Here is a 20737-nt window from a genome sequence, read left to right as displayed (position 1 = left end):
ATTTACAAATACAAAAGTCAGTTTTACACATTAACAACAATTCAAATTCATTTGATTTTTAGCGTCTTACAAAATACATCTAAAAAATAAATGTTAAAAAATTTGCATAGTATAAAAATTCACCGTAACTATGCAGCAAAATTAGACAACCGAGAACAATTTGAACACTATTTAACTGCGGTTAAATAGCCATTTAAAGATATAAACAATATTAGCGTTTCGCTTTACATTTTCCTATCATAGAAATACGACCAATTTTTCAACACCAGGAAAGTGAAGTGGAAGTGCCTGCGGTTACGTGGGCATTCCTTTTTACTTTGGTGTGCAGCCTTTGGTCGGGCTTCTGTGATGAGTAAACAAGGAATGCACCGCGTTTTTTTATGTCCTCATATTGAAAAAAATATTAAATGGTCACACTTTGACCAATACCTACTGTAATTTTGCAACCAAAATAAAACAGCTATCCGAGGGGCTGTATATAACAAAGGAGTAACCGAAAAGCCTATAAGTGAGTAGGACAAAAATTAATACCAACAAAATGGCAAAAGAAATTAATTTAGGGAACGAATTGCTACGAATTTGCCCTACAGACGACAACAAACTTGAATTTTCTACTAATAATGGTAGGACTTGGATTCAACGCTACAAAGGAAATAATTTTGGAGACTTCAATGATTTAGTTATTTTCGGTAAGGAAATTATTGTCGTTACATCTAAAGGAGTCTATGCTTCAACAAGTAAAGGAGTCAATTGGACATTACGTACTTCTAATGCCTCCTATGGAACATTTGAAACCATACAAGTAAATGGCACTGAGCTTGTAGCTACTACTTCAAAAGGTACTTATATCTCAAAAAATGAGGGGCGTACTTGGACAAAAAGAAATTAATCATTTAGAATGCCTATCGTATAGGTAGGCATTCTTTTAAAAATCTAAATAAATGAAGCTATTCAAAAGCAAATTACTCATCGGCTTAGCTACTTTGTTGGCTATTTCACTTAGTATTTTTATCTTTAATGCTATTTACCAAAACGAACTCCCTAAAATAGTAGAAGAAATCAACAACTCTGCTATAGGGGCTATATTTACCGCTATCGTTACTGTATTCCTTTTGCAAGGACAAACTGCCAGCGAGGAAGACAAAGAACGCAATGTAAAGGTTTTTGAGAAAAAATCAGAACTCTTTAATAACTTTATTGAAGAACTTTGGAAAGTGTGGGAAGATAGAAATATCTCATTAGAAGAACTTAATCATTTACTCAAATTAGTTGCTAAAGATATTATCCCTTATGCTAAACCACAAAGTGCTAAAAGCATCTTGCAATCGCTCAATGCGATAGCTGTAGACACACAAAATGTAAACCAAAATAAAACTGAAATACAAGCTCATCTATATGCTATCATCAACACTCTGTCTAAAGAAATAGGATTAGGCGGAGCTATTGAACACGAAGTTGCTACTGAACTTAACAAACTTGAAAATCACATTCTTCCTTATCTAAATAAAAAAGGCTATATACATAAAATCAACTCTTTACTCCAAGAAAAGTTAGATAAAACCTTAACCGATTTCACTGTAGAAGACGATATACTATGGTGGCGAGTAGGAGGAAAGGATACAGGTATGTGGCTTAGAGTAGGCGATACCAATAACAGCGGACAAATATACCTCACTTTCTGGTCAGAGTTTTTTAGCAATCGTCAATACACGCCTTACCGCTATGCCCAAAAAGGCGAATCGAAAGACTGGATAAAAGGTTATAAGTTAAGTAAAACTTTTAATTATAACCTATTGCGGAAAGGCGAAGAACTTAGCTCTGAAAGTATAGAAAAACTCGTTAATGAAATTGTTGCATTCTACCAAGAACCTTTAGATGGAATAAGTAAGACCATTGATGAACTCATCGAAGAGTGTAACCCACAAAAGGAAGTTTAATTTTAAAATACAACAAACAATGAAAAGATATATTTTTATACTTATTGTGTTATTCTTAGTACTCTCTTGCAATTCTCAAAATAGTAATACCTCCATCGATACTACAACATTCAATACTGAGGTTTTGAAGGGAAAAGTAAAAACTTTAAAGGAAACTATGTATGAGATTGATGACAACCAAAATAAAACACTTTTCATTACAGAAGAAGAACGTCCATATAAGACTTCCTTTGACGAAAAAGGGAATATAGTAGAAAATGAACAATATAATTCAGAAGGAGAAGTCTTCCTCAAAAATGTAAATGTTTATACCTATCAGAATAACACTATTAAGAGTAGGGAAAGTTATTGTAAAGGATATTTTTGTATGAATGAAGGAAAAAGAATTACTAAATACAATGATAAGGGTTTAGTAATTGAAATTGTAACATACGACTCTTCAGGTGGCGTCCTTTCTACTGAAACATTTGAGTATGATGATAAAGATAAACTTATCAAAGAAACTTTAAAAGGTTTTTACTATTCTGAAGGTGGTGACTTTGAGATAGAAAAAATACCTATAGACAAAATTCGTACTTATAATTACAAATATGAAAATGGGAATCTAACAGAGGAAAGCTCTTCTGATGGTGAAATGAAAAAGTATGATTCACAAGGTAGAATAGTAGAGGAAAAAAGATGGGATAATACAGATTATTTTTATAGCTATGATAGCAATAATAATCTAATTAAGAAAATTCAAATCTACCATACAAATTCTGTATTAGAAAGAATAGAAACTACCTACAAGTACGATGAGAATAATAATCTTGTAGAACAAACAACTTCAGATGGTAACAAAACTTTTTACAAGTATGACCATAAGAACAATCTTATAGAAGAAGTTTCTAATGAGGGAAATAAAATTACTTATAAATACGACGAAAAAGGTAATTGGGTAGAAAAGCGTCAAAATAAAATTCTCACCGAAAGAACCATAGAATATTATTAACAAAATATGCAAACAAACCAATTTAAAAATGTATTGTTCACCCCTTACATTGGTGAAAAATACCAACAAGGATATCAAGGTAAAAAAGTATTAGTGTTAGGAGAAAGTCATTATAGTGCCGATGAAGATGGGAATGCCTCTCTTGATGATCCTACTTTCACTAACTATATAGTACAAGAGTTTATAAACTATCAGAAAGGTAAAAGAGGACACGGCAACTGGATGAAGACCTTTACTAGATTCGCAAAAGCTTTTCATAATGGTAACCTATCTACTAATGAAATAGTGGATTTTTGGGAGCGAGTAGCTTTCTATAACTATGTTCAGGAGCCAATGGCAACTCCTCGTCAGTCTCCTACTACTGAACAATTTACTAAATCAGAAAAGGTTTTTTGGGAGGTGTTAGAAGTCTGCCAACCTGATATTATTGTAGTATGGAGTCATAGACTTTGGGTAAAAATGCCTTATACAGGAGAATACCAATCTAAAGAAAATACACTCATCAATAAAGGTAAAGGCTTCTATTATTACAAAGTAGGAAATAAAGAGATAGCAACTATGTATATTCCACACCCTTCAGCACAAAATTTTCAATACCAAACAGTCTACAATGAACTGAAAGAAGCTTTCAATTTGTAAAACTATTTATTATACTTCAGTAGAGCACTTTGTGTTATACTGAAGTTTTTATATATTTCTTGTGTTAAACTTACGTTATTATGAAAGTATACAAATACACCTTTTCCCTATAACCTCCTTAAAAAAACAAAAATTCCAAACTACTGAATATTCAATAGTTTGGAATTTTATTTCTAATGACTGGCGAATTACTTGTTATTTGTAATTCGTCAGTTGTAATTAACAATTATTCTTCAAGTCGGATATCTAATCCAAGACCTTTAAGCTCGTGCATCAATACGTTGAAAGATTCTGGCAAGCCTGGTTCTGGCATTGTCTCACCTTTTACAATCGCTTCGTAAGTTTTGGCACGACCTACTACGTCATCGGATTTTACAGTTAAGATTTCGCGTAAGGTACTAGAAGCTCCATAAGCCTCTAATGCCCATACCTCCATCTCTCCAAAACGCTGACCACCAAACTGGGCTTTACCTCCCAATGGCTGTTGGGTGATAAGTGAGTACGGACCGATAGAACGCGCGTGCATCTTATCGTCGATCATATGTCCGAGTTTGATCATATAAATAACCCCTACAGTGGCTTTTTGGTCGAAACGTTCACCGGTACCACCATCGTATAGGTAAGTATGACCAAAACGCGGTACGCCTGCTTCATCAGTAAGCTCATTGATTTGCTCAAGCGATGCTCCATCGAAGATAGGAGTTGCAAACTTCTTACCGAGCTTTTGTCCTGCCCAACCCAATACAGTTTCGTATATCTGACCAATGTTCATACGTGAAGGTACCCCAAGTGGGTTCAACACGATATCTACTGGAGTTCCGTCTTCAAGGAATGGCATATCCTCATCGCGAACGATACGCGCTACGATACCTTTGTTACCGTGACGACCCGCCATCTTATCCCCTACTTTTAACTTACGTTTCTTAGCCACGTAAATTTTAGCTAATTTTAGGATACCTGCAGGCAATTCGTCACCCACAGCAATGGTAAATTTATCGCGACGCAATCCTCCTTGTAGGTCATTTTCACGAATGCGATAGTTGTGCAAAAGGTCGTCTATAAGACCGTTGATGTGTTTATCATTAGTCCATCCTGCAGAAGTAAGATGAGCGTAATCTTCAATACCTTCAAGTACTTTTTTGGTGTATTTCTTACCTTTAGGTACAATTTCTTCTCCAAGGTCGTTTACTACTCCTTCTGAAGTTTTTTCAGCTACTAAACTAAATAATTTTTCTAATAATTTAGTACGAAGTGCCTCGAATTTAGCATTGTAGTCAGCTTCTAATTGCGCTACATCTTCTTTATCTTTACTGCGTTTGCGTTTATCTTTTACTGCACGAGAGAACAATTTCTTGTCGATTACTACCCCGTAAAGTGATGGAGAGGCTTTTAGAGATGCATCTTTCACATCACCTGCTTTATCACCAAAGATAGCGCGGAGGAGTTTTTCTTCTGGAGTAGGGTCAGATTCACCTTTTGGAGTAATCTTACCTATAAGAATATCTCCAGGGCGTACTTCAGCACCAATGCGAATCATACCGTTTTCATCCAAATCCTTAGTAGCATCTTCCGATACGTTAGGAATATCATTGGTGAGTTCTTCAGCACCTAATTTAGTATCACGCACTTCAAGTGCATACTCATCAATATGGATAGAAGTAAAAATATCATCGCGTACAGCACGTTCTGAGATTACAATCGCATCCTCGAAGTTATACCCTTTCCAAGGCATAAACGCTACTTTCATATTGCGACCAAGTGCTAACTCTCCGTTTTCAGTAGCATAACCTTCACAAAGCACTTGTCCTTTTTTCACACGTTCGCCTTTTTCTACAATTGGCTTAAGGTTGATACAAGTACCTTGGTTAGTTTTTTGGAATTTGATAAGGTTGTATACTGTTTCATCAGGGTCGAAGCTCACGAGTTTTTCTTCGTCAGTACGATCGTAAGTAATGATGATTTTTTCAGCATCTACATAATCTACTACCCCATCGCGTTCAGCATTCATAAGCACACGAGCATCCGATGCTATACGGCGTTCCAAACCTGTACCTACAATAGGAGCTTCTGGTTTCAACAAAGGCACTGCTTGGCGCATCATATTCGAGCCCATCAACGCACGGTTCGCGTCGTCGTGTTCCAAGAACGGAATAAGAGAAGCTGAAATAGAAGCGATTTGGTTAGGCGCCACGTCTATATATTGTACTTCGTTAGGTTCGATTACAGGGAAGTCACCATCTTCTTTTACAACCACTTTTTCCTCAATGATATTAGCTTTATCGTCTAATGCAATATTTGCCATACCAATTTTGAGTCCTTCTTCATCTTCGGCAGTAAGGTAAGTCATATCTTTAAGATCTACCTTTCCGTTAGTAACTTTGTGGTAAGGAGTTTCAATAAAGCCCATACCATTTACTTTAGAAAATACTGCTAATGATGAAATCAAACCGATGTTTGGTCCCTCAGGGGTTTCAATTGGGCACAAGCGTCCGTAGTGAGTATAGTGTACGTCACGAACCTCAAAACCTGCACGTTCACGTGATAAACCTCCAGGTCCTAAAGCTGATAAACGGCGTTTGTGAGTAATCTCGGCTAATGGGTTCGTTTGATCCATAAACTGAGATAATTGGTTTGTACCAAAGAACGAGTTGATTACAGATGAAAGAGTCTTAGCGTTAATCAAATCGATAGGTGTAAATACCTCATTATCACGTACGTTCATACGTTCGCGGATAGTGCGTGACATACGAGAAAGACCTACACCAAACTGAGCTGCCAACTGCTCTCCTACCGTGCGCACACGACGGTTAGACAAGTGGTCAATATCATCTACCTCTGCTTTAGAGTTGATGAGCTCAATCAAATATTTTACAATGGTAATGATATCCTCTTTGGTAAGCACTTGCTTTTCCATAGGGGTATCCAAGCCCAATTTCTTATTGATACGGTAACGCCCTACATCTCCCAAGTTATAACGTTGATCTGAGAAGAACAACTTGTCGATAATACCGCGAGCAGTTTCCTCATCGGGTGGTTCGGCGTTACGCAATTGTCGGTAAATGTGTTCTACCGCTTCTTTTTCAGAGTTGGTAGGGTCTTTTTGTAAAGTATTGTGGATAATGGTATAATCTGTAGCCTGACTATCTTCTTTGTGAAGAAGAATAGTTTTTACATCAGCATCTAAGATTTCTTGAATGTTATCTTCGTCGAGCACAGTATCGCGATCGAGGATAATCTCATTACGCTCAATAGATACTACTTCTCCTGTATCTTCATCTACGAAGTCCTCGTGCCAAGTGTTAAGTACACGAGCAGCCAAACGACGACCGATGTATTTCTTAAGCCCTGTTTTAGAAACTTTGATTTCTTCGGCAAGGTCGAATATTTCTAATATATCTTTATCGCGTTCAAAACCAATTGCACGGAAAAGTGTAGTTACGGGCAATTTCTTTTTACGGTCGATATAAGCGTACATCACATTGTTGATATCGGTAGCAAACTCAATCCACGAACCTTTGAAAGGAATGATACGTGCAGAGTAGAGTTTGGTACCATTAGCGTGAAACGACTGACCGAAGAATACCCCTGGTGAACGGTGTAATTGAGAAACTACCACGCGTTCAGCACCGTTGATAACGAATGTTCCGCTGGAAGTCATATAAGGCACAGTTCCCAAGTACACATCTTGTACGATAGTTTCAAAATCTTCGTGCTCAGGGTCGGTGCAATAGAGCTTCAATCGGGCTTTCAGAGGCACACTATAGGTAAGACCACGCTCAATACACTCTTGTATAGAGTAGCGAGGAGGGTCTACGAAATAGTCGAGAAACTCCAATACGAATTGGTTACGAGTATCGGATATAGGGAAGTTTTCCTTAAAGGTGTGGTACAATCCCTCGTGAACTCGGTCTTCCGACTTGGTTTCCATCTGAAAGAACTCTTGAAACGATTTGATTTGAATATCCAAAAAGTCAGGATATTCAGGAACGTGTTTCACAGAAGCAAAATTGACTCTTGCGGTTTGATTCGTAAGCATTTTCTTTACTTTAATATTATTGTTTAGTGTGTTAGTAGTAAGTTGTTTTTATTTGTCTTTAGTCATTAGCTACCACAGTAGATAGGCAATATAGCTATTCCATCTTCTCCTCTTTCTATCTCTGTACCTTCATAAAATACGTGGTCTCCTAATTCTTTATTTGCCTGTTGGTTATGTACTTTCATTAAGAGTTCATAACCCAAAAAACTCTTGCCGTTATCAGGAAGCAAAGTTGCTGCCAATTCTACCTGATAACCATACTCATCATCATCTGGTTCTTCTTCAAAGATATCATCATCTTCCATCAACTCCTCATTAGGTAGTATATCTTCTGGGTGTACCCAAGCCATATATTGCATTTCAATACTAGGCTCATCAATTACTAGCTCGTCTAATCGCCATTCTTTTTCGTTTTCACAGCTAATATTATACTCTTCGATATCCTTTTTAAACTCTTCTACAGTATTGTAATATTTTTTAGAGAAACTCCAATAGATGTTATTTAAACGTTCAAGATGTTTGCTCATTTTGTTTTTATGTTTATATTTGGCAAGAGTATCTATTCTCTACCATCATAATATTGTTGTTGTATTGTTGCCTTAAATTACAAAATGGTTTAGGTCTTTTTGCCATTGAAAAAGACCTAAACCTTATAGGGTTTATAAGTAAAATTATTTTAATTCTACTTCAGCACCAGCTTCTTCTAAAGATTTTTTAAGCCCTTCTGCTTCTTCTTTAGAAACACCTTCTTTTACTTTTGAAGGAGCGCCGTCTACTACTTCTTTAGCTTCTTTAAGTCCAAGACCAGTCAAGTCTTTTACTAATTTAACAACCGCTAATTTGTTAGCACCTGCTGATTTCAAGAATACATCAAATTCTGTTTTTTCAGCGGCTGCTTCACCTGCACCACCTGCAGCTGGACCTGCTGCTACTGCTACTGCTGCTGCAGCTGGCTCGATGCCATACTCTTCTTTCAAGATTTGAGCAAGCTCGTTTACTTCTTTAACGGTTAAGTTTACTAATTGTTCTGCGAAATTTTTTAAATCTGCCATTTTTTCTATCGTTTTTGTTTAATTGTTTAAAAATAAATTCTGTGTGTTCTGTTTTACTTTTCAGATAAAGTTTTGATGATACCAGCCAATTTGCCGCCACCTGATTTGAGAGCTGAAACAACGTTTTTGGCAGGAGATTGGAGTAATCCAATGATATCGCCAATAACTTCGTTTTTAGATTTAAGAGCTGCTAAGGCATCTAATTGATTGTCGCCAATAAATACAGCCGCATCTACATAAGCTCCCTTTAGAATAGGTTTTTCTGATTTTTTGCGGAATTCTTTGATGAGTTTTGCAGGTACATTTCCTACCTCAGCATACATCAATGAAGTGTTTCCTTTAAGGATATTTGGCAATTCACCAAATTCTTTTTCTGAAGCTTCCATTGCTTTAGCAAGCAAGGTATTTTTCACAACTGCTAATTTGATATTCGCTTTGAAACAAGCACGACGTAATGCCGTTGTATCTTGAGCGTTCAAACCAGTTAAATCTGTTACATAAATAACATTATTATCAGCTAACTGTGCAGTTAAATTATCTATTACTAATGATTTTTCTTCTCTTGTCATAATTTCGGTTTTTAACTACAAATTAAACTGTTTTAGGATCTACAGCTACACTTGGGCTCATAGTAGATGAAAGATAAATTGATTTCATATACGTACCTTTAGCAGCGGTAGGTTTCATTTTTATTAATGTTTGAATCAACTCGTTGGCGTTGTCTACAATCTTATCAGCAGTAAATGATACTTTACCGATAGAAGCGTGTACGATACCAGTTTTATCTACACGGAAATCGATTTTACCAGATTTCACTTCTTGTACAGCTTTACCTATTTCCATAGTAACAGTACCAGTTTTAGGGTTTGGCATCAAGCCACGAGGACCAAGCACACGCCCTAAAGGACCTAATTTACCCATTACAGCAGGCATAGTAACGATTACGTCTACATCAGTCCAGCCGTCTTTGATTTTTTGTAGATACTCATCAAGCCCTACATAGTCGGCTCCAGCTGCTTTAGCTTCAGCTTCTTTCTCTGGAGTTACTAAGGCAAGTACACGAACATCTTTACCAGTCCCGTGAGGAAGTGTAACTACACCGCGTACCATTTGGTTTGCTTTACGTGGGTCTACGCCTAAACGCACTGCAATATCTACAGAAGCATCAAATTTAGTGTAAGTGATTTCTTTCAATAATGCTGAAGCCTCTTTGAGTGAATAGAGTTTATTTCTATCAACTTTAGCAAGAGCTTCTTTGTGTTTCTTTGTTAATTTTGCCATATTGCTTTGCGATTAAAAAGGTTTTTCTCCTGTTACTGATATACCCATTGAACGTGCCGTACCAGCAACCATACTCATTGCAGATTCTATTGTAAATGCATTCAAATCAGGCATTTTGTCCTCTGCAATTGCTTTCACTTGTTCCCAAGTGATACTTGCTACTTTCTTACGGTTTGGCTCTCCGGAACCTCCTTTAACCTTAGCGGCTTCCAACAGCTGAACAGCAGCAGGTGCAGTTTTGATAACAAAGTCGAAAGACTTGTCTTTGTAAACGGTGATAACTACAGGAATTACTTTTCCTTGTTTGTCCTGCGTACGAGCGTTGAACTGCTTGCAGAACTCCATAATATTAACACCGGCAGCACCTAATGCGGGTCCAATTGGTGGCGAAGGATTCGCTTGACCTCCCCGAGCTTGTAGTTTAACTACTTTACTAATTTCTTTTGCCATTGTTTATAATTAATAATTTATTTAAAATGCCTCTTATGAGGACTTTGTTACAATTTTTCTACTTGGGTGTAGCTGAGTTCTAAAGGTGTTTTACGTCCGAAGATTTTCACCATCACTTCAAGTTTGCGTTTTTCTTCGTTCACACGTTCTATAGTACCATTAAAACCATTGAAAGGACCATCGATAAGTTTTACCATTTCGCCTACTTCAAAAGGAATAGCTACTGTTTCTACCGTTTCGGCTAATTCGTCTACCTGACCAAGCATACGGTTTACATCGGCTTTACGCAATGGCAGTGGATCACCTCCTTTGGTTTCACTCAAGAAGCCTACTACCCCTGGGATAGACTTAATGATATGCACTACCTCACCTGCTAAGTGAACTTTCACCATTACATAGCCAGGCATGTGCACTCTATCTTTGGTGATTTTCTTGCCGTTACGCACTTGAACCACCTTTTCAGTAGGCACTAAAACTTCCTCTACATAGTCGGCATAACCTAAACGAGAAGTCTCGTTCTCTATGTAGTTCTTTATTTTGTTCTCCTGACCGGTAACGGTTTTAATTACATACCATTTTTTTTCTATTAATCCAGACATTCTTGCTGTTTTTATTTCATAAATTCAAAATACTTACCTATAAGGTATTCGAATGAAGAATCCATTCCCCAAATTACTAAAGAAAATAGGATAGAAAACACCACTACTACCACCATTTCCTTCTGTGCATCTGAAATATTAGGCCACGTAACGTGGTTTGTTAGCTCTTCATAAGACTCTTTAACGTATTGAATCATAACTTATTAGTATTATTAATGAATAATATTACGCCCTATTATGTGCGCTTTTGGGTGGCAAAAGTACGGTGATTTTTTTAATCTACCAAACTTTTTAGAATATTTTTTATTCCAAAGCACAATCTTTCCATACTTCTGCTTGTCTATAGAGCTCTAATGAACGATATGGCACTACCACTTTCCCCTTATATCCGAAACTGCGATTCACTACAGGTGGAGTGAGTGCTCGGCAATGCAATTCAGCAAGACCACTATTTTCAAAGGCTGCCAAATCTATCTTTTCTACTGTATTAGGCAATTTTAACTCTTTCAAGTTTACACACCCATAAAACGATTGTACCCCTATAGAAGTTGTAAATTTAGACAAGTTTACTTCAGTAAGATTGGCACAATTATAAAAAACCTTAGCAGCAACATCTACCACTGCACGAGGCAACTCTATTGTTTGCAAGCTAACACATTCAGCAAAAGCAAACACACCTATATATTTAACATTTTCAGGTAAATCAATATACTGTAAATTCTTACACCCATAGAAAGCTCCATAGAAAATATCAGTGAGAGCCAAAGGCATTTGTACAGCAATCAGCGAACTACAATTCCTGAACGCCTGCATATTGATTTTCTCCACCGTATCCGGAATTACCACCGAACTCAAACTTACACAATCTAAAAAAGTATCGTTCAATATATGACGCAAACCATAAGGCAATTTCAGCGTTGCCAAAGCACTACAACTATGAAAAGCACTTGCTCCAATAAAAAACACACTATCAGGAATACTTATTCCCTTAAGCGATTTGCAATACTCAAAAGCATCGTCGCCTATACTCTCTAATCCTTCAGGCAACACCAATTCAGGAAGAGACTCACAATACGCAAAAGCACTGCTCTTAATATGCCTTAAACTCAGCGGCAAAGTTACTTGTACAAGCGCCTTACACTGGTAAAACAACTGCGACGGAATCACACTAAGAGCATTACCTAAAAAACTCACCTGCTTGAGTCCCGAACAATCCATAAAAGCACTGCTGCCAATAAGACTCATAGACTCGGGTATTTCAATGCGTTCCAGAGCAAAACAACCTCTAAAAGCCTCCTCCCCTATCGTCGCTACCGTATTAGGTAAGTTAATATCCTTCAGCTTAACGCAAAAAGCAAACGCCTGCACCCCAATAGCCGTCACCGAGTTAGGCAGCATCTCCACTTTAGTAAGATGATTACAACCCGCAAAAGCGCGATCCCCAATAGTGGTTACCCCACCCGAGACACTAATCCTTTGCAAGCGCGTACAACCTTTAAATGCTTCAGCTACAATTGCTTTCACCGTATGAGGTAATGCTATATAGCCATCTGAAGGTATCTTAGCATCCTCACACTTGAGTAAAACCCCTTCCTTGATGAAAAGCGCTTCAACACCTTGCTGAGCCAACACTAATCGTACGCCGAAAAACAATACTATAAACAAGTATTTATAAAGAGTCGTAGTCTTCATATCTTTATATATCAAAGGGCAAAAGTATAAAATAATTGCCAAATAGCAAAAAAAGCACCTCATTCGAACACACAACGAACACGTAACGAAGACACAACGAACCTCCTCCCTACTTGCAAAAAACTGCACCAAAAAAACATAAAATCACCCCTACCCCACTCAACAACAATTTCTTATCTCTTACTTCTTACCTCTTATCTTATAAAAAAATCTTAAAAATATTTTTGCATTTCCACAAAAAGTATTACTTTTGCCGTTTGATTAATAACACCAAACAATTTTATACTTTTATAAACGAATATAAACAATGGCAGTACTCGAAAAGATTAGAAGTAAAACCGTATTCCTTATCGCGATTATAGGGCTCGCCCTCTTCGCTTTCATCATCTCCGATTTCATCGGTAAAGGGCGCTTTAGCAACCACATGCCTAACGAAATAGGTACCGTAAACGGCGAAGATGTCTCTATTGACGCCTTCCGTGCTCAAGTCGAAAACGCTACTCGTCAAGCTAACGGACAAGTAAGCAGCATCGAAGCCGCTAAATATGTGTGGGAACAAAAAGTCCAAGAAATCCTCCTCAACCAACAAATCGAAAAACTCGGCCTTAGTGTCGAAAAAGACCAAATCTTGGCTATCCTCGCTAAAACCCCTCTAGCGCAAAACCCTCAATTCGTGAATGAACTCGGCGTGTTCGACCCCCATAAATTCACTTCCTACTTAGCTACCCTCAAAAGCACCAACCCCGAAGCCTATGCTCAGTGGAAAATGCAAGAAGACGCTATCGTAGAGGGCGCTAAACAACAAATGTATTTCAGCCTCATCCGCGCTGGACTTGGCGTTACCAATGCCGAAGCCGAAATGGAATACCACCAAGAAAAAGACCTCGCCGATATCAACTATGTCGCCCTCCAATACAGCAGCATCGACGATAAAAATATTACCATTACCGACGGCGAAATCCAAGACTACATCAAAAAACACGAAAAACAATTCAAACAAGAAGCTTACCGCAACATCCAATACATCGTCGCTGCCGAAAAACCTTCAGCTAAAGATATGGAAGCTGAAAAACAAAGCTTGCTCAAACTCTTGCAACCCGAAGTTGTGTACAACAGCAAAACCAATAGCAACGACACCCTCCCTGGATTCGCTAAAACTAAGAATATCAAAGAGTTTGTCGATCGCAACTCTAATGTCCCTTACGATAGCACTTTCGTAAATAAAGACAATATCCGCTCTGCTTACGCCGATACCCTTTACGCTCTTCCCGTAGGTAAAGTATTCGGACCTTACGAAGAAGACGGCAACATCAAACTCAGCCGTATGGTTGCCAAAGAGCCTGCCGGAGCCGTAAAAGCAAGCCACATCCTCATCGCCTACCAAGGAAGCCAAGCCGCTACTCCTAATACCACTCGTACTAAGGAAGAAGCTAAGGCTAAAGCCGAAGAACTTTTGGCAAAAGCCAAAACAGCAGGAACTGATTTCGCCGAACTCGCTCGCGAAAACTCTGAAGAACCTGGCGCTGCCTACAGCGGTGGAGACCTCGGATTCTTCGGAAAAGGCGCAATGGTAAAACCTTTCGAAGAATTCGTTTTCGCTAACCCCGTTGGCAATATAGGTCTTGTTGAAACCGATTTCGGATTCCACGTTGTAAAAGTTACAGGTAAAGCCGAAGCCGTAAACATCGCCACTATCAGCCGTGCGGTAGAACCTTCTGAAGCCACTGTAAGCGAGATTTTCTCTAAAGTTTCTAACTTTGAAATGAAGGCTTCTCAAAATCCAAAAGAATTTGCAAGTATCGCCAAAAAATTCGGCCTTTCAGTACTCCGCGCCGATAACCTCCATAAAAACGACGACCAAATCATCGGATTAGGTAGCAACCGCGCCATCGTACAATGGTTGTTCAATAAGGACACCAAAGTAGGTGACATCAAGCGATTCAACGCCGGAAGCAACAACATCGTCGCTCAATTAGTAAAACAAGGTGAAGAAGGACTCAGCTCTGTACAAGATGCCGCTCCTATCGTGAAACCTATCCTCATCCGCGAAAAGAAAGCCGCTATTTTAAAAGAAAAAGCCAAAGGCAACAGCCTCCAAGCCATCGCTTCAGCTAACAAAACTGAAGTAAAAAGCGCTACAGGTCTCGTGATGAAAAACCCAACTATTATAGGTGAAGGTCGCGAACCCAAAGTCGTAGGAGCCGCCTTCGGACTCAAACAAGGTCAAATCTCTAAACCCATCGATGGTGAAAACGCCGTATATGTAATCCAACTCATCTCAGAGACTATAGCCCCTGCAATCACCGATTACAGAACCCAAGCAGAAACCGTTGAAAATCTCCGTACCGAGCGTGCTGCACAAAGCATCCTCAAATCATTAGAAAACAGCGCCACCATCAAAGAAAACCTAAGTTCATTCTATTAATAATAGAAATCAGAAATTAGAAATCAGAAATTAGAAATTAGTAATCAGAAAATAAAAAATAGGAGTTAAAGAATCCCAACATTCTTTAACTCCTTTTATTTTGCCAATTAACATTTTATCCCTATCTTTGCCCTAAATAACCATTCACTTACTATCGCTACACTTTGTCAAAGTCCTTAATTGCCCGTGCGGCTCGCACCTCCTACCATCATCGTAATTCCCCTGTTATGATTGAAAAAGACTATCTCAAACGCCAAATCGACCGTTTCTTTGAGGAACTCACCGCCCTACTAAACCCCAAGGCAGCCAAAGAAGAAGAACGCAAACAATTAGATCTGCTGACTGAAAAATACACTCAGCACCATCTCACATATTTCCTCAACACCCCCACCGAAACCCTCCTTTCAGAATACGAAAACGATGCCGAGGCGTTAGAAATCATCTCCGAATTGCTCCTCCAATCCACGAACGAGCCCGCAACCCTACAGAAAACCGCCCACATCATCAAATATGTAGATGCCATCAGCAAAGACTTTTCGTTTAGAAGAAGAAACAACTTAGAAAAAATTAAACAACTCAAATATGAATGACAATTACAAAAATTTCAAGCAATTATTAGAGTATTTTGTGGCACACTTAGAGTATTGCGTTACAAATAACAAACACAATAGAGGCTATGATAAATACATCAAACCTTTTGAAGAAAAAGGTAGCTTTAAATGGAGTGGGTTTGGTCGTAAAGAAGAAAAAATACAAAACCAAGTTAAGAATTGGGAAAACTATCAAAATGGTAAAATTACTATAAATATATTAGCTTCCTCTTATACCAATAGAGGTAGTTACCTAAATTGGATACACACTTCAATAAATGTAAAAAGAATGCTAATAGTATTGAATATCTAAGAATTGTAAAAAACTCATATCCTATTATAAATGCAGAAGAAGTTTTGACTATTAGTGTACAAAAGTTAGGACTCTTCGATGACCAAGAACCCAATGATAAGTTGTAAAATTTTTTTGATAAATTTAATGAGTTAATTATGGAAGAAAAAGGAATAGGAAAAGTTTTTCAGTATGTTCAAAAACTAAAAAGCTCTAAAAACATCATTCTTACAGGTGCCCCTGGTACTGGTAAAACTTTTTTAGCTAAAGAAATAGCTAAACAAATGATAGGGGAAGACGATGAAGCCTTAGCAAAAAGCCCTCAGTTTGGCTTTGTACAATTTCACCCTTCTTACGACTATACCGATTTTGTAGAAGGCCTCCGTCCTACTAATAACGACAATGGAAATGTTGGCTTTGAATTAAAATTGAAACTACTTATATAATCTATTTTAAATAAAGAAGATACAGGAATTACAAGAAGATTAGGTAATGATTTAGTAATAGCTCTTATTTCATTTGATTATACCTATTTTCTCAGTAACTTCTAGGTGCAAAGATACGAATATTTTTCTAACTTCCTCACTCACAATCAATTTTATTTTATAAAACTCTGATAGGTAACGATTTAGTTACGGAACTTAATTCACTTCTTTGCTTTGTTTTTATTGTGTTTTTAACTCACGATGCAAAGGTATAAATATTTTCTCTATTGACCAAAACTTTTATTTTTCCGTTGCTAGCATAATATATAGAAGTTTCTAAAAATCTTGAGTGCATACAGATGAATTAAGTATAGTAAGCCTACTATATACTCTTTTATATTCCTTCCAAAACTCCTTATCTTACTTGCGCTTTCAAAAATATTTCTCATTTTTCTTCAAAATAATTTGATTGATTTCGTTGTTTTTCGTTACTTTGCGCTGAAATAACACGTCCTATTGCTATGAAAACGTTAAATATAATCTTACTTTTGGTAATTCCTTCTTGGGGATATAGTCAGCAAGAGCTTTGTTTCCACTACGACAAGGCAGGAAATCAACGACTTATTACTACCTGTGGTAGTGGAGAAGAACAACTCAGTGATGAGGAAATCTTCAAGGATACTTTAGATGAAAAACGGCGTGAAGAGCACAATGTCGAGAAGATAACCTTAGATGTAGCTCCTAACCCTGTTATTGATGAGCTGACCGTCTATTGGCAGCATAAGGAGCAAAAACCAATGACTGAGCTTTTTATCACTTCCGTTGATGGGAAGATCCTCTACAAGCGGAGCACATTGCAAGCAACTCAGCACAAAGTGAATATAGCCGACTACCCCACGGGATTTTATCTCTTAGTATTGGAATTTGCTGATGGCAGCCGAAAGATATTTAAAGTGGTAAAAAGATAATACAAAAACTATTACTATGAAACACATACTCTACATATTACTCAGCTTAAGCAGCCTAACTGTTACAGCACAGGAGCTGCCTTATAAGCTCATCAAAAAGACTTCTTTTCATCGCGATGAGCCTACACCTTCTACCCTTACTGAGTTGCCTACTATTGGTGTAGCAACCGCTCGTGGAGCATCGGGAAGTGATTTAGGTATTACCCCAAGTAATTTAGACGTGAGTGCCACAGGGGCAGCCGTGTACACTATCCCTATTGCAGTGCCTGCGGGCATCAATGGCGTGCAGCCTAATCTTGCGCTTACCTATAACAGTCAGGCAGGTAATGGGATAGCAGGCTATGGCTGGAATATCACAGGAATTTCAAAAATTACCCGTGTAGGCTCCACCCCTTACCACAACGGACAACTCACAGGGGTAAATCTCACTGAAACGGATCAGTTTGCCCTCGATGGACAGCGTCTCCTGCTAAAAGAAGGCACTCACGGAGCCGATGGGGCAGTGTATGAGATAGAAAATTTCTCAAATGTGAAGGTGGTAGCAAAGGGTACTTTTGGGAATGGCATTTTTGGTCCCAGTTATTTTGAAGTGTTATACCCTGATGGTAGCAAAGCGTATTATGGGAAAAACAACGGAAGGCGACCTTATGAGTATAACATATCGTCGTGGGAGAATGCTCAAGGGGTAAGTATACAGTATGCTTATAAGACTTTAGATGGACACCATATTCCATTGATTGAGAACATCATATACGGGGCAAAGGGAGAAGCAATGGGTAATTGTATGGTGCATTTTGAGTACAACAACCGTTCGCGCTCTGAAACCTTTTATATTGGTGGAATAGAGTTTAATAGTCTATACAAGCTATCAGCGATAAGCGTTAGCACTAATGGAAAAGAATACCGAAAATACGACTTAAATTGTAATCCTAATAGCTTGGGCTACGACAGATTGGTAAGTATTCAAGAGAGTGTAGAAGGTGAGAAGCGGGTACCAATAGGGCTGCAGTATCTTAATTTTTCAGATAAGTTAAGTAAGTCAACAGCAAAAGCAAGTACGGGTTTTATAAATGTAAGCCTTACCAACTCTGCAATAGTACCTCTTGATTATAATAGAGATGGAAGGTTAGATTTTATTATTTATCCTACCACTGGTTCAAAGGCTTATAAAGACATATCTGTTGTTTATAACTTCAGAGGAGAACAGAACTCATTAGGTGTTTCATTTATTACCAATGAGCCTTTCAAAGAAATTTTTCCAGCTAAAGTTCTATCGCGATCAGGAGAATTATTAGTAAATAGTGGCATAGTAACAACTCATTTTACTGCAGATAAAATTCGTTTTGACGTATATACAGATGAGTATATGGGATATCCAGCAGTACATTATAGCAAGGAGTGGAAATTACCTGCTTACATAGAGGCTGATTATAACTATTGTATGAATCAATTGATGTACTCAGGAGAAAGACCCATCTTACCACCTCCTCAGAAAGCAAACACTAATATAAAAATACTTTCTGGGGATTTTGATGGTAATGGGCTCACTGATGTTATATCTATAGAACTCCCTTACAATGTTGAAAAATGTATCCCCACTGGGCGTAGACGTGAGGGAAGATATTGTGATTGTAAACATACTATAATAAATAAAAGTACTGTAAATTGGATTGACTTAGATAGAAGAAAAACCTCTAATTACACTAAATACTTACGAATTTTAGAGTCAAAGATTGACTCTGATGATCTCCTGCAAGCTATTGATATGAATGGTAATGGTAAAACAAATCTCTTACATATCACTAAAGGGAAATTGTTTATTTATGAAATGGATGGTAACTATAATCTCCAATTAGTAGTAAAGCACACTAATCCTTATTTACTTATCAGGAGAAAGCATCCTCTTATAGATAATATTAATAGTAACCTTGATTTGATACGTCCCATTATAGGTGACTTCAATGGAGATGGACTGATTGATTTTATGTTGCCAAGAGATAATCCTACTAATCAATATGATATACTCTACAATACAGGTAAGGGGTTTGTTACTGAAACAAAAATACTACCTTTTAAATATGAAGCTCATATGGCAAATGGTAGGAGACCAGTTCAGTCTACTCCTATAGCAATAGATATGAATAATGATGGAAAATCTGATATTGTAGAGTATCGTACTGCTTTTGATTCAGATCTAATAAATCAGATGTTTAGAGGAATTAGTGTCTTTAAGAATATAAATGGGAAAGATGCTAATGAGTTATTTGTAAAAATAAACAATTCAGAATATGAGAGTTATAACGTAGGAAGAGCTGGTCATTTACTCTTTTCTCCTCCTGATAAGCGTAATATGTTTATGGATATTGCGCTAATATATGGGGATACAATGGAAAGCTACTCTTTGGAACAAGATAGTAAAAAAGAGACTGTTCTTCGTACTATCAAACAGGGAGGAACTTCTCAATACATCACTTATGCCCCTATGGCTTCTGACTTTGCTTACGCTTCTGAGCAAATAGATCCTTTGTATCCTACCTATGTAAACGTAGATGAATACCATCGCCTTAAGTATCCCTACATAAACTTAGCAAATACACCTTCTGTACCCTTAGTGGCAAGAATACAAAAACAATATAACGGAGTAGACACAGAACAATTATTTGATTACTTCGGAGCTATCTCACACGATGAAGGATTAGGATTCTTAGGTTTTAGTGCTATAGGAAGAACTAATTGGTATGACCCCACAAAGAAAGAAGAACAAAGGATGTTTACTTATTCAACAATGGATGCTAAATTGCGAGGAGCTGTCACTGATACTTACATTGCCAATTATAAAGCTCGTTACAACTTTACTTATCCTCCAGACTATGTACAACATACCTCCTACACCTACACCCACTCCGAATCTCCTAACAAACGTTTTAAACTCCAATTAGATAAGCAGGTTACTGAGGATAAACTCAAAGGCGTTACTACCACCCAAGCTTTTACCTATGATGCTGACCTCAACCCTACACAAATCACCACAGCGGCTGAGGGCTATAAGCAAGTACAAGAACTGCAATACGCCCCCAAGGAAAGTACTCCTTACCGTATGGGCTTGCTCACCCATAAACGCACAGCAAGCACTTTGGACGGTGATACTTTTACGGCTGAGGAAAGCTATACTTATGAGAATGGGTTAATCAGCACTGCCAAAACAAAAGGCAACAGCACAGGCGAGCACACCGAAAAATTTAGTTATGACCCCTATGGCAATATAACCCAAAAGGAAACTATTGCTGAAGACGGACAAAAGCGCAGTGAGCAATACACCTACGACCCTACTCACCGCTTTATAGCAACCCATACCGATTC

The 20737-nt window shown here is 37.8% G+C and carries 19 protein-coding genes; 10 read left to right on the top strand and 9 right to left on the bottom strand.

Annotation, left to right across the window (positions count from 1 at the left end; genetic code table 11):
• Window positions 1–538 precede the first annotated feature (538 nt).
• Genes I7X29_RS08825 through I7X29_RS08810 form a run of 4 tightly spaced genes read left to right on the top strand, consistent with a single transcriptional unit; the run spans window position 539 to window position 3567 of the window.
• Window positions 539–889: a WD40/YVTN/BNR-like repeat-containing protein gene (locus tag I7X29_RS08825; protein WP_198474106.1), complete on the top strand. Its 351-nt coding sequence runs from the start codon at window positions 539–541 to the stop codon at window positions 887–889.
• 52 nt (window positions 890–941) lie between these two features.
• Entirely contained in the window at window positions 942–1937 is a 996-nt protein-coding gene (locus tag I7X29_RS08820) for a hypothetical protein (protein WP_198474104.1), read from the top strand.
• 46 nt (window positions 1938–1983) lie between these two features.
• Complete coding sequence (locus I7X29_RS15675) at window positions 1984–2928, top strand: RHS repeat domain-containing protein (RefSeq protein ID WP_198474102.1); 945 nt, start codon at window positions 1984–1986, stop codon at window positions 2926–2928.
• Window positions 2929–2934: 6 nt separating this feature from the next.
• The gene (locus tag I7X29_RS08810; protein ID WP_198474100.1) at window positions 2935–3567 is read left to right on the top strand and encodes a hypothetical protein; all 633 of its coding nucleotides are present in this window, start codon (window positions 2935–2937) and stop codon (window positions 3565–3567) included.
• A 226-nt stretch (window positions 3568–3793) separates the two neighbouring features.
• Here the strand turns inward: I7X29_RS08810 and rpoB are convergent, their stop codons facing one another.
• The 9 genes from rpoB to I7X29_RS08765 form a co-directional block, all read right to left on the bottom strand.
• Entirely contained in the window at window positions 3794–7603 is a 3810-nt protein-coding gene (gene rpoB / locus I7X29_RS08805; protein WP_198474098.1) for a DNA-directed RNA polymerase subunit beta, read from the bottom strand.
• Window positions 7604–7668: 65 nt separating this feature from the next.
• Window positions 7669–8130, bottom strand: coding sequence for a hypothetical protein (locus tag I7X29_RS08800; protein ID WP_198474096.1), 462 nt, complete (start codon window positions 8128–8130; stop codon window positions 7669–7671).
• 144 nt (window positions 8131–8274) lie between these two features.
• A complete protein-coding gene (gene rplL, locus I7X29_RS08795; RefSeq protein WP_002680017.1) occupies window positions 8275–8655 on the bottom strand; it encodes a 50S ribosomal protein L7/L12 in 381 nt (126 codons plus the stop codon).
• Between the two features lie 53 nt (window positions 8656–8708).
• Window positions 8709–9224 (bottom strand): 50S ribosomal protein L10, encoded by a 516-nt coding sequence (rplJ, locus tag I7X29_RS08790; protein ID WP_198474094.1) that lies wholly within the window; start codon window positions 9222–9224, stop codon window positions 8709–8711.
• A 22-nt stretch (window positions 9225–9246) separates the two neighbouring features.
• Complete coding sequence (gene rplA, locus I7X29_RS08785) at window positions 9247–9936, bottom strand: 50S ribosomal protein L1 (RefSeq protein WP_088593741.1); 690 nt, start codon at window positions 9934–9936, stop codon at window positions 9247–9249.
• A gap of 12 nt (window positions 9937–9948) precedes the next feature.
• Window positions 9949–10386: a 50S ribosomal protein L11 gene (gene rplK, locus I7X29_RS08780; protein WP_002679988.1), complete on the bottom strand. Its 438-nt coding sequence runs from the start codon at window positions 10384–10386 to the stop codon at window positions 9949–9951.
• Between the two features lie 47 nt (window positions 10387–10433).
• Window positions 10434–10985, bottom strand: coding sequence for a transcription termination/antitermination protein NusG (gene nusG, locus I7X29_RS08775; protein ID WP_002679816.1), 552 nt, complete (start codon window positions 10983–10985; stop codon window positions 10434–10436).
• Between the two features lie 11 nt (window positions 10986–10996).
• Window positions 10997–11182: a preprotein translocase subunit SecE gene (secE, locus tag I7X29_RS08770; protein ID WP_198474092.1), complete on the bottom strand. Its 186-nt coding sequence runs from the start codon at window positions 11180–11182 to the stop codon at window positions 10997–10999.
• A gap of 106 nt (window positions 11183–11288) precedes the next feature.
• Window positions 11289–12677: a leucine-rich repeat domain-containing protein gene (locus tag I7X29_RS08765; RefSeq protein ID WP_198474090.1), complete on the bottom strand. Its 1389-nt coding sequence runs from the start codon at window positions 12675–12677 to the stop codon at window positions 11289–11291.
• Between the two features lie 307 nt (window positions 12678–12984).
• On the opposite strand from I7X29_RS08765, the gene I7X29_RS08760 reads away from it, so the two are divergent.
• From I7X29_RS08760 to I7X29_RS08735, 6 genes are all read left to right on the top strand, one after another.
• Window positions 12985–15102 (top strand): peptidylprolyl isomerase, encoded by a 2118-nt coding sequence (locus I7X29_RS08760; protein WP_198474088.1) that lies wholly within the window; start codon window positions 12985–12987, stop codon window positions 15100–15102.
• Between the two features lie 227 nt (window positions 15103–15329).
• Window positions 15330–15692: a hypothetical protein gene (locus I7X29_RS08755; RefSeq protein ID WP_198474272.1), complete on the top strand. Its 363-nt coding sequence runs from the start codon at window positions 15330–15332 to the stop codon at window positions 15690–15692.
• Window positions 15685–16005, top strand: coding sequence for a hypothetical protein (locus I7X29_RS08750; protein WP_198474086.1), 321 nt, complete (start codon window positions 15685–15687; stop codon window positions 16003–16005). The genes I7X29_RS08755 and I7X29_RS08750 overlap by 8 nt, the downstream gene beginning before the upstream one ends.
• Before the next feature lie 137 nt (window positions 16006–16142).
• Window positions 16143–16430 (top strand): tRNA (adenosine(37)-N6)-threonylcarbamoyltransferase complex ATPase subunit type 1 TsaE, encoded by a 288-nt coding sequence (locus I7X29_RS08745; RefSeq protein WP_198474084.1) that lies wholly within the window; start codon window positions 16143–16145, stop codon window positions 16428–16430.
• A gap of 500 nt (window positions 16431–16930) precedes the next feature.
• Entirely contained in the window at window positions 16931–17377 is a 447-nt protein-coding gene (locus I7X29_RS08740) for a T9SS type A sorting domain-containing protein (RefSeq protein ID WP_198474082.1), read from the top strand.
• 16 nt (window positions 17378–17393) lie between these two features.
• A partial coding sequence (locus tag I7X29_RS08735) for a SpvB/TcaC N-terminal domain-containing protein (RefSeq protein ID WP_225883709.1) occupies window positions 17394–20737 on the top strand: 3344 nt, incomplete at its 3' end.

Source organism: Capnocytophaga periodontitidis (assembly GCF_016126015.1).
Classification (GTDB): Bacteria; Bacteroidota; Bacteroidia; order Flavobacteriales; family Flavobacteriaceae; genus Capnocytophaga; species Capnocytophaga periodontitidis.
This window is presented reverse-complemented; position numbering and strand designations above follow the sequence as displayed.

What these genes read in the sequence shown, in the direction of transcription:
- rplA (WP_088593741.1), bottom strand. Translation starts at nt 9,936, where the DNA reads ATGGCAAAATTAACAAAGAAACACAAAGAAGCTCTTGCTAAAGTTGAT.
- I7X29_RS08820 (WP_198474104.1), top strand. Translation starts at nt 942, where the DNA reads ATGAAGCTATTCAAAAGCAAATTACTCATCGGCTTAGCTACTTTGTTG.
- I7X29_RS08745 (WP_198474084.1), top strand. Translation starts at nt 16,143, where the DNA reads ATGGAAGAAAAAGGAATAGGAAAAGTTTTTCAGTATGTTCAAAAACTA.
- I7X29_RS08800 (WP_198474096.1), bottom strand. Translation starts at nt 8,130, where the DNA reads ATGAGCAAACATCTTGAACGTTTAAATAACATCTATTGGAGTTTCTCT.
- rplK (WP_002679988.1), bottom strand. Translation starts at nt 10,386, where the DNA reads ATGGCAAAAGAAATTAGTAAAGTAGTTAAACTACAAGCTCGGGGAGGT.
- rplL (WP_002680017.1), bottom strand. Translation starts at nt 8,655, where the DNA reads ATGGCAGATTTAAAAAATTTCGCAGAACAATTAGTAAACTTAACCGTT.
- secE (WP_198474092.1), bottom strand. Translation starts at nt 11,182, where the DNA reads ATGATTCAATACGTTAAAGAGTCTTATGAAGAGCTAACAAACCACGTT.
- rplJ (WP_198474094.1), bottom strand. Translation starts at nt 9,224, where the DNA reads ATGACAAGAGAAGAAAAATCATTAGTAATAGATAATTTAACTGCACAG.
- I7X29_RS08825 (WP_198474106.1), top strand. Translation starts at nt 539, where the DNA reads ATGGCAAAAGAAATTAATTTAGGGAACGAATTGCTACGAATTTGCCCT.
- I7X29_RS08755 (WP_198474272.1), top strand. Translation starts at nt 15,330, where the DNA reads ATGATTGAAAAAGACTATCTCAAACGCCAAATCGACCGTTTCTTTGAG.
- I7X29_RS08760 (WP_198474088.1), top strand. Translation starts at nt 12,985, where the DNA reads ATGGCAGTACTCGAAAAGATTAGAAGTAAAACCGTATTCCTTATCGCG.
- rpoB (WP_198474098.1), bottom strand. Translation starts at nt 7,603, where the DNA reads ATGCTTACGAATCAAACCGCAAGAGTCAATTTTGCTTCTGTGAAACAC.
- nusG (WP_002679816.1), bottom strand. Translation starts at nt 10,985, where the DNA reads ATGTCTGGATTAATAGAAAAAAAATGGTATGTAATTAAAACCGTTACC.
- I7X29_RS08750 (WP_198474086.1), top strand. Translation starts at nt 15,685, where the DNA reads ATGAATGACAATTACAAAAATTTCAAGCAATTATTAGAGTATTTTGTG.
- I7X29_RS08740 (WP_198474082.1), top strand. Translation starts at nt 16,931, where the DNA reads ATGAAAACGTTAAATATAATCTTACTTTTGGTAATTCCTTCTTGGGGA.
- I7X29_RS08765 (WP_198474090.1), bottom strand. Translation starts at nt 12,677, where the DNA reads ATGAAGACTACGACTCTTTATAAATACTTGTTTATAGTATTGTTTTTC.
- I7X29_RS08810 (WP_198474100.1), top strand. Translation starts at nt 2,935, where the DNA reads ATGCAAACAAACCAATTTAAAAATGTATTGTTCACCCCTTACATTGGT.